This is a genomic window from Vibrio galatheae (assembly GCF_000967545.1).
Lineage (GTDB): Bacteria > Pseudomonadota > Gammaproteobacteria > Enterobacterales > Vibrionaceae > Vibrio > Vibrio galatheae.
The window spans coordinates 122,844-138,937 of the sequence record NZ_JXXV01000011.1; the positions used below are offsets into that span (position 1 = coordinate 122,844).

Below are 16,094 nucleotides of genomic sequence, written 5' to 3' on the forward strand. Positions count from 1 at the left end.
CACTCAACCACTCTTAAATCGGATATCGAGCATATCAACAAAGATAAGGAGCTTGAGGTGAAAATAGCGGTAGTCGGATGTGGATACGTGGGGTTGTCAATTGCTGTGCTATTGTCCCAGCGAAACAGTGTGGTGGCGCTTGATGTGGTCCAGCGCAAGGTCGAGCTACTTAATGACCGAATATCACCGATTCGAGATGAGGGTATAGAGGAATTCTTAAGTGCAAAATCGCTTAACTTAACGGCGACGACAGACAAATATGAAGCGTATCGTGATGCTGAGTTTATCGTAATCGCAACGCCGACCGACTATGATCCCCAAACCAACTATTTTGATACCTCATCGGTCGAAGCAGTAATTCGAGATGTGATGGCGATAAATCCCAACGCAACGGTTGTTATCAAGTCAACGGTACCTGTTGGTTATACCGAACGAATCAGACATGAGCTCAATTTTGACAATGTCATTTTCTCTCCTGAATTTCTGCGTGAGGGGCAAGCCCTTCACGACAATCTGTACCCCTCACGTATTATTGTTGGAGAGCAAAGTGAGCGAGCTAAACGCTTCGCTCAGCTACTGCTTGATGGAGCCAAAAAACAAGATATTGAAGTGCTACTGACAGACCCCACGGAAGCGGAGGCGGTTAAACTCTTCTCCAATACTTACCTTGCTATGCGCGTTGCCTATTTTAATGAGCTTGATTCCTATGCCGAAGCGCACGGTTTAGATACGCGGCAAATTATTCAGGGGGTGGGATTAGACCCGCGTATTGGTGATCATTACAATAATCCGTCGTTTGGTTATGGTGGCTATTGCTTACCCAAAGACACCAAACAGCTATTGGCTAATTATCAAGATGTGCCCAACAACCTGATTGCGGCGATTGTGGCGGCGAATAAAACGCGTAAAGACTTTGTCGCAGAGTGTATTTTAAAGCGTGAGCCCAAAGTAGTCGGTATCTACCGATTGATTATGAAAGCGGGATCGGACAATTTTCGCGCCTCATCGATTCAGGGCATTATGAAGCGGATTAAGGCGCGTGGTATTGACGTTATCGTTTATGAGCCAGTACTAGAAGAAGAGCGATTTTTTAACTCAGAAGTAGTAGGCGATCTGGCGAGTTTTAAATCACGCGCGGATATTATTGTTTCTAACCGTTTAGCTGAAGAGCTGTTGGATGTCGAAGATAAAGTCTATACGCGTGATTTGTTTGGCTGCGACGCTTAATTGGCGTTTAAATGGTCATGCACATAGCGGCGAATATAAGGCACTACTTCTCGCTCAAACCAAGGGTTTTTCTTGAGCCACAAAGTGTTACGCGGCGAAGGGTGAGGCAATGGTAGGTATCTTGGTGCCCAGAGCTGCCACTGCCTTACGGTTTCAGTCAGAGTTTTCGGTTTATCTGGCAAATAGTAGTTCTGTGCGTATTGGCCGATAAGTAACGTCATACCGACTTGAGGCAGTTGCTCTAGCACTTGGTTATGCCAAAGCGGCGCGCACTCTTTACGCGGAGGGAGATCGCCGCTTGTCCCTTTACCCGGATAACACAATCCCATTGGCATAATGGCGATTTTCGATGGGTCATAAAATGTTTCTTTATCGATCTGTAGCCAACCACGTAGTCTCTCGCCGCTTGGATCGTTCCACGGGATGGAGGTGTTGTGAACTCGTGTTCCCGGTGCTTGACCGATGATCAGCAAGCGAGAAGTTTCACTCGCTTGGATAACTGGATTGCATCCATGGACTAAGTGAGGTTCGCATACCCGACATCTGCGCACTTGGCTTAATAGCTCATCTAAACTATTCACTTTCTTGACCCACTATCTATAACCGAGACAATAACTCGCCACTAATACCCTTTACTTATATCGACTAGGTTGAGTAGACCAAATCCATCATGCCAACGTAGATAGTTGTCTTTAAAAATATCGACGACTTGTTCAGGAAAGCTCAACGCCGCAATATGAGGGGTGACCGTGATAGCGCTGTGATTCCAGAAAGGATGGCTCTCGTGCAAAGGTTCTTGCTTAAAAACATCTAAGTAGGCATGGCTGATATGCCCACTCTCAAGCGCCAATAGCAGTCCATCTTCGTTGATAGCACCACCGCGGCCTACATTGAACAGAATCGCCTGTGAACAATGGCTTAAACTCTCTGCGTTAAGGATGTCTTGTGTCTCTGGCGTATTGGGCAGTGTATTGACGACAATGTCAGCTTGCTTCAATGCTGTGGTAAGTTCGTGAACGTGATAGGTAGCATCAAACGGAGAGTTCTTAGCGGGAATGCCACTTCGGTTGACGCCTATCGGTTCAATGGCGAAGCTTTTGGCCACATTGGCAAGATGAGCGCCAATGGTCCCAGTGCCCAAGATAACCATCTTCTTATTTGCCAGCGATTGATAATTTTTAGGTTGCCATTGAAGGTCTGATTGCTGTTGACGATAGTGATTAAAGTGGCGGAAGTATTCAATCGAATAACCCAATACATACTCGGCTATTTGCTGACCGAAAATGCCTTTCACGTTGGTTAACTCACCTGCAAACTCTTTGAGGTGGGGAATAAGAGCATCGACTCCAGCATAGATGGACTGTATCCATTCGACATTAGAAAACTCATCAAGGCATTTAGCGGCCATGGGGGGCGAGGCAAGCAAGATGGTCGCCTCGCTGCGTGATTCCGTAATTTCCAGCGCAGGGAGCGCCGCTTCTTCGAGTAATTGTTTGTAGAGCTCGTCATACTCGGTCAGAAGATAGACCTTATGAGTGAAATTGTTCATTGGCTTGCTTTTTTCCCTGTTGGTTATCAAGTACACTTTCGCTGTCTAAATCAGCAACCCGGTCAATAGGCCCTAAGAGTCTCTATGCTACAGAACCCTCTTCAGCTTCGTCTTGAGAAGTTAGAACCTTGGAAACAGATTACCTTTATGGCGAGTCTGTGTGAACGTATGTACCCAAACTATGCCATGTTTTGTGATAGCACAGAGTTTGCAGAGGCACGTGTTTATCGTGATATTTTAGATAGTATCTGGGAGCAACTTACCGTTAAAACGGCGAAGGTCAACTTTGAGCGTCAGTTAGAAAAGCTCGAAGAGATCATTCCAAGCTCAGAAGATTTTGATTTCTATGGTGTCTACCCAGCGATTGATGCCTGTGTTGCTTTGTCTAATTTATTACATGGTTTACTCGATAGAGACTACCTGTATGAAAACATGCATAAGGTCAGTCAACAGTCGGTGACGACAGTGGCGCAACTTGAAGAAGCGCAAACGGGCGAAGAAATCACTAACGAAAACCAGAAAGAGAATGAAGCCGTGTGTGGTGAGTGGGATGTGCAATGGGCAATATTCCGTCCGCTGCGTGAAGCAGAAGAGCGCGATATAGAACTTATCAAAGACCTACGCGCGGAGCTGCGTGAAGAAGGCGTAAGCAATATTGGGATTAGTGTTTAGATAATAGTTCCTAGTTCCTAGTTCCTAGTTCCTAGTTCCTAGAGGTCGATTTCTGGGAACTAGGCAGGTAATTTTAGAATGGTGAGAAAGTGTCATTCCGTAAGTGAGGAACGAGCTATACGGAATCTGGGTTTTGATCCTATTTGATTAGATTCTGAATCACGCTCGTGCCTCGCTGTTCAGAATGACTTACCTTTTAGAGTCTAGGTGTTTTTCTCTTTCTGCTGGCTCGTCGGCCATTTTGTCTTCCTCATCTTCATCACGACGCTCAATCACACCGTGTTTTTCTTTCCACTTTTCCCAACGCTCAAAGGCCAGCTCCTGCATATCCGTTGCACGGTCAGCTTCGTCAACAATCTCTTCACCAACTAAGTGCTCGAAAACGTCTTCAAGGGTTAAGATACCTTGAATCGTACCGTATTCATCGACCACCATAGCCAACTGGAGACGTTTTGCCATCATCTGTTCAAACGCTTTCGGTAGGGCAATGGTATTGAGCAGCACATGCACTGGGCGCATCACCGCACCAAGCTGTTTCTCTCCACAGCCAACTTGCTGTAATTTAAACAGTTCTAAACGATGGACAAAACCGATGATATTGTCAGTCGATTGGCTGTATACCAGCGGGCGTGAAAACGGCGTGTCTTTGTGTTTATCGAGAAACTTGTTGATCGTCGTTTCGGCATCGACTCGAAATACTACTGGGCGTGGTGTCATCACTTGGGTGACAGGCACATCCTGAATGCCCAATAGATTATTGAGTATTTTAGACTCACCTTCGGCAAATTCGCCGCTCTCTTTGGCTAGAATCGCCATCGCAGATAACTCGTCACGCATCTTTGGCGCTTCATGACCACGGGCTAACCGTTTGGTGATTTGTTCAGAGAACCAGACGAAAGGAGTAAGTGCCCATACCATCCAGCGTAGCACGAGTGCCGAGACTGGCGCTAGCTGACGCCAATAGGTCGCCCCAATTGTTTTCGGCACGATTTCGGAAAGTACTAAGATTCCGAGAGTTAGCACCCCAGAGAATACCCCAAGCCATTCGCTACCAAATACAACAGCGGCCTGTGCGCCTGCACTCGCTGCGCCTATGGTATGCGCAATCGTGTTGAGAGTTAGAATTGACGCTAGTGGTCGATCAATATCGGCCTTTAGCTTAGCCAAGTGATTCGCTGAAGGGTGGCCTTGCTGGCGCATTTGAGCAATATAACTTGGTGAAATACTCAGAAGAACCGCTTCTAATACGGAGCAAATAAACGATACGCCAATAGCAATAGAGACGTATAGGGTGAGCAACAGCATAAGTGTCCTATGTAGATTTTATACCTTTCAAGTTTTGCATGAAAAATGTCAATTTTTCGTACCTGTGCATCGTTGAAATGAGCATTTTATATTCGCTATAAGTCCCGAAATATCAGGCTTTACGGGCTATCGCATGTGTATAAATAAGGCTAAATAGGGTGAAAAACAAGGTTTAAGTTTTGCTGACAGAGTAACAAATTGTGAGTTAATGCTCAGAATATGGTTAAAAGTAAGGCGTTAGAGCCAAAGATCGCCGACAAACCTTTGCCAGATGGGGCATTTATGTTTTAGAGTGGGTTGAATTCGATAACATATGAGAAGGGAAACCTACATGAACAAGACCCAATTAATCGACTTTATCGCAGAGAAAGCAGATCTATCTAAAGCACAAGCTAAAGCTGCTCTTGAAGCAACTCTTGACGGTGTGACTGGTGCACTTAAAGAGGGTGACCAAGTTCAACTAATTGGTTTTGGTACATTCAAAGTTAACCACCGCGCAGCACGTACTGGCCGTAACCCTAAAACTGGTGCAGAGATTCAAATCGCTGCGGCAAACGTTCCTGCATTCGTAGCCGGTAAAGCTCTGAAAGATTCAGTAAAATAATTTATTGCTGATTTCGGCGTTTAACGCTCGCAATTGTATATAATACGCTAAGGTAGTCGCTATCTTGGCGTATATTTTTTTATGATGATGAAAAAACTTCTAGTCCCTTCACTAATCGCCTTTTTGCTTGCTGGGTGCTCATCGAGCCTGCCAACGGCCAATCTTGAACAGTTTTCCAATTATACTGGAGGACAGACAATCGGAGATGCAACCAGCCTTTACTGGTATACCGAGAGACTGACATTTCCTCATACCGCCGCTGACTATGTTAGTGCTGGAGACTATGGTTGGTACCAATCGGACTATCGATGGGAAAATGGTAACTTGCGAGAGTTGATTCGTGAAGGTCAGCAGCTAAAAGATAGTCAAGGCTTGGTGCCATACCGTATCCACGTTCGTTTCAACAAAGAGGGTGAAGCGATTTACCAACAGTATCGCTTTGATGAGAAAATCTTGCCGTTGACGTCCGATAAGTTAGCTTGGCTTAAACAAGAAGCGGTCAATATATCTCAGCGAACGAAAGAGCAGAGTAATTCGGGGATTCGTTTGATTCAAGGCTACTGGGATGGTTCAAGTTTTGATACTTGTGCAGGGCAAAGCTACCAGCAAGTTGAGTTTAACGAGACTTTGCCGAGTTTCGTGGTCAATCGCTTATCTAGTATCGACAGCTATGCTGCGTTTTTAGGCACTACACGTGCTAATAACGTGGTGGTTAACCAGCTATTGATGCTTGACGATGATAGCCACGATTGCATCGAACGGCCGAGTCTAATTGAAGAATAGATGGTATAGAAAAGGCTTGGTTTCTCGACCAAGCCTTTGTACTTTTTTATTACGCGAAACTCGCCTCTAGGAATTCGAACCTATTCACCTTGTTCGCGGGCAATGGCTCTGTAACCAATGTCATTGCGGTGGAACATCCCATTCCAGCTCACCTGCTTAGCAAGTTCATACGCCTTCTGTTGGGCTTCTGATACGCTATTACCAAGAGCAGTTGCGCATAATACACGGCCACCGTTGGTCACGACTTCACCTGCGGCGTTATTTGTTGTGCCAGCATGGAAGATTTTCTGACCATCAACTTGCTCTGTCGGCAGAGAAATTACATCACCCTTAGCGTAATCCCCAGGGTAACCACCCGCTGCAAGTACTACGCCGATCGATGCACGTGGATCCCATTTCGACTCTGCTTCATCCAGCTTCTCGTCGATCGCCATCAAACATAGCTCAACTAGGTCGGATTCCATACGCATCATAATCGGCTGAGTCTCTGGGTCACCAAAGCGGCAGTTGTACTCGATCACTTTTGGCGTACCTTGGCTATCGATCATCAAACCAGCGTAGAGGAAACCTGTGTATGGTGCGCCTTCTGCATCCATACCACGAACCGTTGGATAGATAACTTCTTCAAGAATACGGTTATGGATTTCAGGTGTTACTACAGGTGCAGGGGAGTAAGCACCCATGCCACCCGTGTTCGGGCCAGTATCTTTGTCGCCAACGCGTTTGTGATCTTGGCTGGTGGCCATTGGTAGTACGCTCTGACCATCGACCATAACGATAAAGCTTGCTTCTTCACCGTCGAGGAATTCTTCGATCACCACGCGGCTACCCGCTTCACCAAAGGCATTACCTGCTAACATGTCTTTGATGGCGTCTTCCGCTTCTTCTAGCGTCATCGCGACGATAACGCCTTTACCGGCTGCCAAACCGTCTGCTTTCACCACGATAGGAGCGCCTTGTTCGCGAACGTAAGCCAGTGCGGGTTCAATTTCAGTGAAATTAGCGTAAGCCGCGGTCGGAATGTTATGACGCGCTAAGAAGTCTTTAGTGAAAGCTTTAGAGCCTTCAAGCTGCGCGGCGGCTTGTGTTGGGCCGAAAATAGGTAGACCTGCTTCGCGGAACGCATCGACCACACCGATGACAAGTGGCGCTTCAGGGCCAACGATAGTCAGCTCAATTTGGTTCTCTTTGGCGAAGGCCACCAATTCAGAAATGCTTTCAACGCCAATATTGACGTTCTCTAGTTTTGGCTCAAGCGCCGTGCCCGCATTACCTGGTGCAACAAATACTGTTTCAACGTTTGGGTTTTGTGCGGCTTTCCAGCCCAGTGCATGTTCACGACCGCCAGAACCAATGATTAAAACTCGCATATGAAAATCCTTAATCTTATAAATACTGTTTACTCAAAGTAGTTGGTGATGTGGCTAGGCAACAATTGAGCCCATCCCCAGTCACATAGCCCGCTATGTGACTGGGGCGGGCGAAAGCAGTTAACGACGCCACAGTGCCAAATACGATGAGAAAATTAGTGGCGGAAGTGACGCATACCCGTAAAGATCATCGCCATACCGTGTTCATCTGCTGCGGCAATCACTTCGTCATCACGCATAGAACCACCTGGTTGAATCACACACTTAATGCCTGCTTCTGCTGCTGCGTCGATACCATCGCGGAATGGGAAGAAGGCATCAGAAGCCATCACACAACCTTCAACTTGTAGACCTTCGTCTGCTGCTTTAATGCCCGCAATTTTCGCTGAGTAAACACGGCTCATTTGGCCAGCGCCAACACCAATCGTCATGTCGCCTTTAGAGTAAACAATCGCGTTTGATTTTACGTACTTCGCAACTTTCCAACAGAATAGGGCGTCTTTTAGCTCTTCTTCTGTTGGTTGACGTTTAGATACCACTTTAAGGTCATCTAGGCTTACCATGCCTTGGTCACGGTCTTGAACTAGTAGGCCACCGTTAACACGCTTAACGTCGAAACCAGTGGTCTTGGTAGACCATTCGCCACATTCAAGTAGGCGAACATTTTTCTTCGCCGCAACAACTTCAATTGCTTCAGCAGAAACAGAAGGTGCGATAATCACTTCAACGAATTGGCGCTCAACGATAGCTGTCGCTGTTTCTGCGTCTAGCTCTTGGTTGAAGGCGATGATGCCGCCGAACGCTGACGTTGGGTCAGTTTTGTAGGCGCGGTCATAAGCTTCAAGAATGTTGCTACCCAGTGCCACACCACATGGGTTAGCGTGCTTAACAATCACACATGCTGGTTCGTCGAACTCTTTCACACACTCAAGGGCTGCGTCAGTGTCGGCGATGTTATTGTAAGAAAGGGCTTTACCTTGGATCTGGCGAGCGGTTGATACAGAAGCTTCTTCTGGGTTGGCTTCGACATAAAACGCCGCATCTTGGTGACTGTTTTCACCGTAGCGCATGTCTTGTTTCTTAATAAATTGCTGGTTGAAAGTGCGAGGGAATTTGCTCTCTTCATCACCTTCTTTGTTCTCGCCGTAAGATGGAACCATAGTGCCGAAGTAGTTTGCAATCATACCGTCGTAAGCGGCCGTGTGCTCGAATGCCGCAATAGCAAGGTCAAAACGAGTCTCTAGCGTTAGAGACTTATCGTTAGTATCCATCTCTGCGATAACGCGCTCGTAGTCGTGAGCATTTACAACGATAGTGACGTCTTTGTGGTTCTTGGCTGCAGAGCGCACCATAGTAGGGCCACCAATATCGATGTTTTCTACCGCGTCAGCAAGAGTACAACCTTCTTTTGCTACCGTTTCAGCAAATGGGTAAAGGTTAACGACAACCATATCGATAGGGTTGATGCCGTGTTTTTCCATTACGTCGTCATCTTGACCACGACGACCCAATACACCACCGTGTACTTTAGGGTGAAGCGTTTTAACACGACCGTCCATCATTTCTGGGAAACCAGTGTAATCTGATACTTCAGTTACTGAGATGCCTTTTTCGGCCAATAGGCGAGCCGTACCACCAGTTGATAAGATATCAACACCACGGTTAGCAAGAGCTTGGGCAAACTCAACAATACCAGTTTTGTCTGATACGCTGATCAATGCGCGGCGAATAGGACGAGCGTTAGTCATGCTTCCATTTCCTCAAAGTCACAGAGTTAATACGTAAGATAAAGATATTTGCCAAAAATGAACTTGTTCTTATGTTTTGCTATAACTAAGCGATAAGATATTGGCCAGTTTTGGTAAAGACCTTTCCAACATTTGTTGGTGATAATGTAGTCTCTGAGTTTGATGGCGCACATTCTAACTAATTTATTACAAAAAAGCTCGCGCAATCGTTTGGCATCGCAAAAATAATTGTAAAAAGCTTATGTTTAAGCCTTAAACGTAACGAAATGGTTAATAGGAAAAGTTATGTACCAGATTGGAGAATTAGCCAAGCGCTGCAATGTCAGCTCAGATACCTTGCGCTTTTATGAAAAGAATCAGCTGATTAAGCCTGCGGGTCGCAGTGCTTCTGGCTATCGTCTTTATAACCAAGAGAACCAGCATCAGGTGAGTTTTATCCTCAAAGCGAAAGATTTAGGTCTGAGTTTGGACGAGATTCGTGAGTTGTTAGAGATAAAGCTTGAAGCGACGGAGCACAGTTGTGCTGAAGTTAAAGCGATAACCAGTGCTAAGTTGCACGTGATTGATGACAAGATTAACGAATTAACTCGTATTCGAGCAGCACTAAAAAAAATAAATGATGCCTGCTGTGGGCATGTTGACGATGATGCAAGTCATTGTTCGATTTTAGAGGCGTTGGCGAGCGAAGTCGATGAGAAATAAGTGTGCAGCAGTCAAACGGGTAAGCGTTATGAAGCGCGGCGGATATTCACTTTCAGCTCTGTTGAAGATTTTATGTCAGGCAGATTTTCATAGTAAATCGTGACCTGATTACGCCCAGTTTGCTTGGAGTAATACATGGCTTTATCTGCTTGTACCATTAACTCTCTTACTGAGGAAACGTTGGCATTTAACTCGGCAATACCGATGCTGACGGTGGGCAAAATGATATGCTCGTCGACCTGACATGGGGTGGTCTCAATCGAATGGCGAATGCGCTCCGCAATATCGTAGGCTTGAATAGCATTGGTGCGTGATAAGACCACGCCAAATTCTTCACCACCCAAACGGCCAATGTAATCACTGGTTCGGATCAAACCCTGACAAATTTGTGCGACTTGGACAATGACGTCATCCCCAGACAAATGGCCCACTTGGTCGTTGATCTCTTTGAAATGGTCGATATCAACCATCAAGCAAGAAAGGTGTTGTTGCTTCGGTTGATCGAACTCACGTTCAAGTCTAAGCATAAAGGCACGGCGATTTAAGATCCCTGTTAACTCATCCGTTTCGGCTTGCTTCTTTAGCTCTGCTTGATGAAGGTAAGCATTTGTTATCTCTTTCTCTTGCCATAAAACATATTGAGCACCACTGGTAAGCGTAAGCGGTTTTAGAGACGCTTCAAACCAGCGCTCATCAAGACCGTTCCATGCGTCTAATTCTTCAATGGAAAGCTGCAATTGCTGACCCGCTGCCAAGGCGTATTGCAAGTTAGTACGTTGGCCTGTGCGTAGTACTTGGAGAAAAGCATGTTCTAGCTTCTCTGCCACGCTAGGAGGAAGGATATCTTTAAACGTGCGGTTGAGGTAATGATCGATGGTTGCTGGGGTGGTTTGGCCTGCTTCACCAAAGCTATCAATGATTCGCCCATGATCATCGACGATCAGTAGGCGATCAGGTAACTCGCGGAGCATAAGGCTCAGCCATTCTTCCCTTTGCATATCAACCATGTGGAGTAACCCAAACCCAAACGTAATTGATTATTATATCGACCACTTTGAGCATATCAATCGCAATAGATCACAGATTGTTGAATATTTGAGCGGTCGGTATTGATAGTAATGATAAAAAAACCGGGTTTACTAAGGTAAACCCGGCTTCTAAATCAAAAATAGAGAATGAACGATTAGTTCATGCCGTATTTTTTAAGTTTCTTGCGAAGAGTACCGCGGTTGATACCCATCATAGTTGCTGCGCGAGTTTGGTTACCGCGAGTGTACTGCATGATGGTGTCTAGTAATGGCTGTTCAACTTCAGCTAGAACTAATTCATATAGTTCTGTGACTTCTTGGCCGTTTAGTTGAGCCAAGTAGTTTTTAAGAGACGCTTTAACAGAGTCACGTAATGGTTTCTGAGTAATCTGGTCTTGTGACGTTACTGTAGTTACTGTTAATGCTTCTGAAGTCAGATTTTGTTCGAACATATTCGGTCTAGCTCTTCTCTTAATTATGATGCAACGTTATAGCCATGATATTTGAAGCTGCAGCTCCAACTATTTAGGCTAAATCAAAGTAACCCTCTAACGCCTCAAGCTGCTGATCGGCGGCATCGAGTGCGTTGAAGGTACGGCGAAACTCACTCGCTTGCTCATGTTCTTTTAGGTACCAGCCAACGTGCTTACGCGCGATACGTGGGCCTAAATACTCGCCATAAAAGTTATGTAGAGCGTGAACATGACCAAGCAGGATGTCTTTCACTTCCTGGTAAGGAAGTTCAGGCATCGTGGTGCCGGTTTCTAAATAGTGTTGGATTTCCTGAAAAATCCACGGACGACCCTGGGCAGGGCGTCCAATCATTAAAGCGTCCGCACCGGTGTATTCCAGTACATGCTTGGCTTTCTCTGGGCTATCGATATCACCGTTAGCGATAACCGGAATTGAGATGGCTTGCTTGACCGCTTTAATGCTGTCGTATTCGGCCTCACCTTTGTACATACACGCTTTTGTTCTGCCATGCAGAGCAAGTGCCTGAATGCCGCAGTCTTCGGCTAATTTAGCGATTTGGACACAGTTTTTATTGTCTGTATCCCAGCCAGTACGGGTTTTTAATGTCACAGGGACATCGACTGCGTTAACAACAGCTTTCAGAATATCTTCGATAATTTCTGGATACTGAAGTAAGGCAGAGCCCGCGAGCTTTTTATTCACTTTTTTTGCTGGACAGCCCATGTTGATGTCGATGATTTGTGCACCGTTTTCAACACTAAACTGAGCAGCATCGGCCATCAGTTGTGGATCAGCGCCCGCAATCTGTACTGAACGAATGCCCGATTCGCCTTCATGCACCATGCGTTGCTTTGATTTAGACGTTTTCCAAAGTTTTGGGTTTGACGACATCATTTCACTGACGGCCATTCCCGCACCATAACGGAGGCACAACTCACGGAATGGTCTATCGGTGACACCTGCCATAGGGGCAACGATGAGATTATTCTTAAGTTGGTAATTTCCGATTTTCAAAACGTCTTCACACTGTGAACCAGCAAGGGCGCGCATTTTACGCATTTTTTAGCGCTGTGAAAAGACTAATATTTGAGCATTTACAATTTGTTTTCGCAAAATGCCCAAAAATCAGTCAATTAAGTGGCAAAGTCTTATCTAGCCTTGCTTTCGGCCAGAGATACGACACCATTCACTTTGCTCTTTGATAGGATCAATGTGAAATTCATCACGGTAATAATTAGCAACATCTTCGGCTTGCGTATCGAGTACGCCCGACATCGCAAGTTCGCCATTTGCTTTGACCAAAGACTTAATGATTGGAGACAATTCACGTAGTGGGCCTGCTAAAATGTTGGCAACAACTACATCGGCGATCAGACCTTGCGGTTGATCTTGAGGCAGGAAAACCTCTAGTTGTTCGGCAACACCATTGCGTTCGGCATTGTCTTTTGATGCCAGTAACGCTTGAGGATCAATGTCGATCCCAATCACTTTCTCTGCACCTAGTTTGATCGCAGCGATCGCGAGGATGCCAGAGCCACAACCAAAATCGATAACTGTCTTGCCAGAGAGATCCAACTGCTCAAGCCACTCGAGACACAAAGCCGTCGTTGGGTGCGTACCGGTACCAAATGCCAGGCCAGGGTCGAGCATGACGTTAACCGCTTCTGGTTCTGGCACTTCACGCCAGCTTGGGCAAATCCATAGACGTTCACCAAACTTCATCGGGTGGAAGTTATCCATCCACTCGCGTTCCCAGTCTTTGTCTTCCAACTGCTCAATTTTGTAGGCAAAGCCTTGCGCCAGTAATCCACTGAGCTTGGTTTGCTCGATAATAAAGTCTGTGTCTGCTTCTGCGTCATACAGTGCGAGGATATCCGTATCACCCCATAAACGAGTCTCTCCGGGTAGCGGTTCAAATACGGGGGTGTCGTGTGCGTCTAGAAAGGTTACCGACAGTGCCCCCGTCTCTTCCATTAACATATCGCCAATTTGTTCCGCGTTTTCATTGGTCGCGTTGAGTTTTATTTGAATCCAAGGCATGAGTATGAGCTCTTTACATTGTTGATGTGATTTGGCGCAGAGTTTAGCAGAAATTTGCGGGTTTTATAGGCGAATAAGTGGCTAGAAACAAAAATGCCCACCGAAGTGAGCATTTTGGGAGAGTTAATAGATCCTAGTGGCTAGTTCCTAATTAGGGTGCCTCAAGGAACCAATCACTTATTGCAGTCCAAGTTTCTTCTCAAGGTAGTGAATGTTGGCACCACCATGCTGGAAGTTTTCATCGTTCATGATGCTAACTTGAAGAGGAACGTTGGTTTTGATGCCTTCAACGATCATCTCACCAAGGGCGTTTTTCATACGCGCAATAGCAACGTCACGGTTCTCACCGAAGGTGATCAGTTTACCGATCATTGAATCGTAGTGCGGTGGTACTGTGTAACCTGCATAGATGTGCGATTCCCAGCGAACGCCCATACCACCTGGTGGGTGGAAACGCTCGATTTTACCTGGAGAAGGTAAGAAACGCTCTGGGTCTTCAGCATTGATACGACATTCAATCGCATGGCCACGGATCTTAATGTCATCTTGAGTGAATGACAGTGGCTGGCCTGCTGCAACACGTAGCTGCTCTTTGATTAAGTCAACGCCCGTAACCATTTCTGTTACTGGGTGCTCAACCTGAATACGTGTGTTCATCTCAATGAAGTAGAACTCGCCGTTTTCATACAAGAACTCAAATGTACCTGCACCGCGGTAGCCAATTTCAAGACAAGCACGGGTACAACGCTCACCGATGTACTTACGCATCTCTTCTGTGATGCCCGGTGCTGGCGCTTCTTCAACCACTTTCTGGTGGCGACGTTGCATTGAACAGTCACGTTCACCTAAGTGGATTGCACCACCTTGACCATCAGCGATAACTTGAACTTCAACGTGACGTGGGTTTTCTAGGAATTTCTCCATGTAAACCATATCGTTGTTGAAAGCTGCTTTGGCTTCAGCACGTGTCATAGCAATAGCTTGTACTAGTTCACCCTCAGAGCGAACTACACGCATACCACGACCGCCACCGCCACCAGAGGCTTTGATGATCACAGGGTAGCCTATGCGCTTAGCGTGGGCTTTGTTCTTGACTTCGTCGTTATCCAGCGGACCATCAGAACCAGGAACACAAGGTACGCCTGCTTTTTTCATTGCCGTAATTGCTGAGACTTTGTCACCCATAATACGGATAGTCTCCGCTTTAGGGCCAACGAAGATAAAGCCGCTGCGTTCTACTTGTTCAGCAAAATCAGCGTTTTCTGATAGGAAGCCGTAACCAGGGTGAATCGCAACCGCGCCAGTCACTTCCGCCGCTGAAATAATGCGTGGAATGTTTAGGTAGCTGTCGATACCGCGCGCAGGACCGATACAGATGGCTTCATCTGCAAGCAATACGTGTTTTAGGTCACGGTCAGCAGTTGAGTGAACCGCTACTGTTTTGATGCCTAATTCTTTACATGCGCGAAGGATTCGAAGCGCAATTTCGCCTCGGTTCGCGATGACTAATTTATCTAGCATAAGAGAGAGCCTCTATTATTCGATAACAACAAGTGGTTGGTCGAATTCAACTGGCTGGCCGTCTTCAACTAGGATAGCTGTCACTACGCCAGACTTGTCCGCTTCGATTTGGTTCATCATTTTCATCGCTTCAACGATACATAGCGTGTCGCCAGCTTTTACCGATTGACCCACTTCAACGAATGATTTTGCATCTGGGCTTGGAGAACGGTAGAAAGTACCTACCATTGGAGAAAGAACCTGGTGACCAGCTGGAGCTGCCGGTGCTGCTGCTTCAGGTGCTGCTGCTGGAGCTGGTGCTGGTGCTGCCGCCGGAGCAGGAGCTGCTACAGGTGCTGCTGCATATTGAATTGGTGCTGGAGCTGCAGTGCCATTACGGCTGATGCGTACCGACTCTTCACCTTCAGAGATCTCTAGCTCAGCAATGCCAGACTCTTCTACTAATTCGATAAGCTTCTTGATTTTACGGATATCCATCTTTTCTTTCTCTTTTATCTTGTGATTAAGACAGCTTTATAAAGCTGCAGAGTGTTTGTTTACTGTTAAAGTAATCAGGTTACTTGGCCTGTAGCTTGTTGATTGCTGCAGACAAAGCGAATTCGTATCCTTGTGCCCCGAGGCCGCATATGACTCCCTCTGCCTTATCGGAGAGGTAAGAGTGATGACGGAAAGGTTCACGAGCATGCACATTGGACAAATGTACTTCGATAAATGGGATAGCCACACCCAGCAAGGCGTCTCTTAACGCTACGCTGGTATGAGTAAAAGCGGCAGGGTTGATGATAATAAAATCCACCTTGTCGTAGGCCGCATGGATAGCTTCAATCAGTTCATATTCACGATTGGACTGAAGATGTTGAAGCTCAACGCCAGCGTCATTGGCTTGCTGCGTTAGTCGCTCAACGATCTGATTGAGAGTTGAAGAACCATAATGTGCCGGTTCTCGTAATCCCAACAGGTTTAAATTTGGACCGTTTAAGACAAGAATGCGTAATTTTGCTGTCATTGTGCTGCCATCTTCCTACTTCATGATATGAATTGGAATATTCCCATATTATCGCTGATTCAGCA

At 46.2% G+C, this 16,094-nt stretch carries 17 protein-coding genes; 5 read left to right on the forward strand and 12 right to left on the reverse strand.

Translation table 11 applies throughout. The features are described from left to right. The first annotated feature begins 57 nt into the window (after positions 1-57). A complete protein-coding gene (locus TW81_RS05120; RefSeq protein ID WP_045954733.1) occupies positions 58-1,227 on the forward strand; it encodes a nucleotide sugar dehydrogenase in 1,170 nt (389 codons plus the stop codon). Here TW81_RS05120 and TW81_RS05125 read toward each other — a convergent pair. Then, positions 1,224-1,808 (reverse strand): uracil-DNA glycosylase family protein, encoded by a 585-nt coding sequence (locus TW81_RS05125; RefSeq protein WP_045954646.1) that lies wholly within the window; start codon positions 1,806-1,808, stop codon positions 1,224-1,226. The two genes, TW81_RS05120 and TW81_RS05125, sit on opposite strands and share 4 nt — an antisense overlap. 41 nt (positions 1,809-1,849) lie before the next feature. After that, positions 1,850-2,776 carry a D-2-hydroxyacid dehydrogenase gene (locus tag TW81_RS05130; RefSeq protein ID WP_045954647.1) on the reverse strand — a complete coding sequence of 309 codons (927 nt, stop codon included), beginning with the start codon at positions 2,774-2,776 and terminating at the stop codon, positions 1,850-1,852. An 84-nt stretch (positions 2,777-2,860) separates the two neighbouring features. Here TW81_RS05130 and TW81_RS05135 point away from each other — a divergent pair, with 84 nt between their 5' ends. Then, the gene (locus tag TW81_RS05135) at positions 2,861-3,448 is read left to right on the forward strand and encodes a YjaG family protein (protein ID WP_045954648.1); all 588 of its coding nucleotides are present in this window, start codon (positions 2,861-2,863) and stop codon (positions 3,446-3,448) included. A 189-nt stretch (positions 3,449-3,637) separates the two neighbouring features. Here the strand turns inward: TW81_RS05135 and TW81_RS05140 are convergent, their stop codons facing one another. Beyond that, positions 3,638-4,753 carry a CNNM domain-containing protein gene (locus TW81_RS05140; RefSeq protein ID WP_045954649.1) on the reverse strand — a complete coding sequence of 372 codons (1,116 nt, stop codon included), beginning with the start codon at positions 4,751-4,753 and terminating at the stop codon, positions 3,638-3,640. A 331-nt stretch (positions 4,754-5,084) separates the two neighbouring features. On the opposite strand from TW81_RS05140, the gene hupA reads away from it, so the two are divergent. Both hupA and TW81_RS05150 read left to right on the forward strand, forming a co-directional pair. Next, positions 5,085-5,357, forward strand: coding sequence for a nucleoid-associated protein HU-alpha (gene hupA, locus TW81_RS05145; RefSeq protein WP_045954650.1), 273 nt, complete (start codon positions 5,085-5,087; stop codon positions 5,355-5,357). An 87-nt stretch (positions 5,358-5,444) separates the two neighbouring features. Beyond that, the gene (locus TW81_RS05150) at positions 5,445-6,140 is read left to right on the forward strand and encodes a DUF1481 domain-containing protein (protein ID WP_045954734.1); all 696 of its coding nucleotides are present in this window, start codon (positions 5,445-5,447) and stop codon (positions 6,138-6,140) included. An 80-nt stretch (positions 6,141-6,220) separates the two neighbouring features. Here the strand turns inward: TW81_RS05150 and purD are convergent, their stop codons facing one another. Continuing rightward, positions 6,221-7,510: a phosphoribosylamine--glycine ligase gene (gene purD / locus TW81_RS05155; RefSeq protein WP_045954651.1), complete on the reverse strand. Its 1,290-nt coding sequence runs from the start codon at positions 7,508-7,510 to the stop codon at positions 6,221-6,223. A 155-nt stretch (positions 7,511-7,665) separates the two neighbouring features. Further along, a complete protein-coding gene (purH, locus tag TW81_RS05160) occupies positions 7,666-9,258 on the reverse strand; it encodes a bifunctional phosphoribosylaminoimidazolecarboxamide formyltransferase/IMP cyclohydrolase (protein ID WP_045954652.1) in 1,593 nt (530 codons plus the stop codon). 285 nt (positions 9,259-9,543) lie between these two features. Here purH and zntR point away from each other — a divergent pair, with 285 nt between their 5' ends. Further along, entirely contained in the window at positions 9,544-9,960 is a 417-nt protein-coding gene (gene zntR / locus TW81_RS05165) for a Zn(2+)-responsive transcriptional regulator (RefSeq protein WP_045954653.1), read from the forward strand. A 26-nt stretch (positions 9,961-9,986) separates the two neighbouring features. Here zntR and TW81_RS05170 read toward each other — a convergent pair whose 3' ends face one another. The 7 genes from TW81_RS05170 to aroQ form a co-directional block, all read right to left on the reverse strand. Continuing rightward, entirely contained in the window at positions 9,987-10,967 is a 981-nt protein-coding gene (locus TW81_RS05170) for a GGDEF domain-containing protein (protein WP_045954654.1), read from the reverse strand. A gap of 176 nt (positions 10,968-11,143) precedes the next feature. Continuing rightward, positions 11,144-11,440, reverse strand: coding sequence for a DNA-binding transcriptional regulator Fis (fis, locus tag TW81_RS05175; protein WP_000462885.1), 297 nt, complete (start codon positions 11,438-11,440; stop codon positions 11,144-11,146). A gap of 73 nt (positions 11,441-11,513) precedes the next feature. Then, positions 11,514-12,476, reverse strand: a complete 963-nt coding sequence (gene dusB, locus TW81_RS05180) for a tRNA dihydrouridine synthase DusB (RefSeq protein ID WP_045954735.1) — start codon at positions 12,474-12,476, stop codon at positions 11,514-11,516. Positions 12,477-12,614: 138 nt separating this feature from the next. After that, positions 12,615-13,502: a 50S ribosomal protein L11 methyltransferase gene (gene prmA / locus TW81_RS05185; RefSeq protein WP_045954655.1), complete on the reverse strand. Its 888-nt coding sequence runs from the start codon at positions 13,500-13,502 to the stop codon at positions 12,615-12,617. Positions 13,503-13,679: 177 nt separating this feature from the next. After that, positions 13,680-15,023 (reverse strand): acetyl-CoA carboxylase biotin carboxylase subunit, encoded by a 1,344-nt coding sequence (gene accC, locus TW81_RS05190; protein ID WP_045954656.1) that lies wholly within the window; start codon positions 15,021-15,023, stop codon positions 13,680-13,682. Positions 15,024-15,038: 15 nt separating this feature from the next. Continuing rightward, entirely contained in the window at positions 15,039-15,500 is a 462-nt protein-coding gene (gene accB / locus TW81_RS05195) for an acetyl-CoA carboxylase biotin carboxyl carrier protein (RefSeq protein ID WP_045954657.1), read from the reverse strand. Between the two features lie 79 nt (positions 15,501-15,579). Beyond that, a complete protein-coding gene (gene aroQ, locus TW81_RS05200) occupies positions 15,580-16,029 on the reverse strand; it encodes a type II 3-dehydroquinate dehydratase (RefSeq protein WP_045954658.1) in 450 nt (149 codons plus the stop codon). Positions 16,030-16,094: the final 65 nt, after the last annotated feature.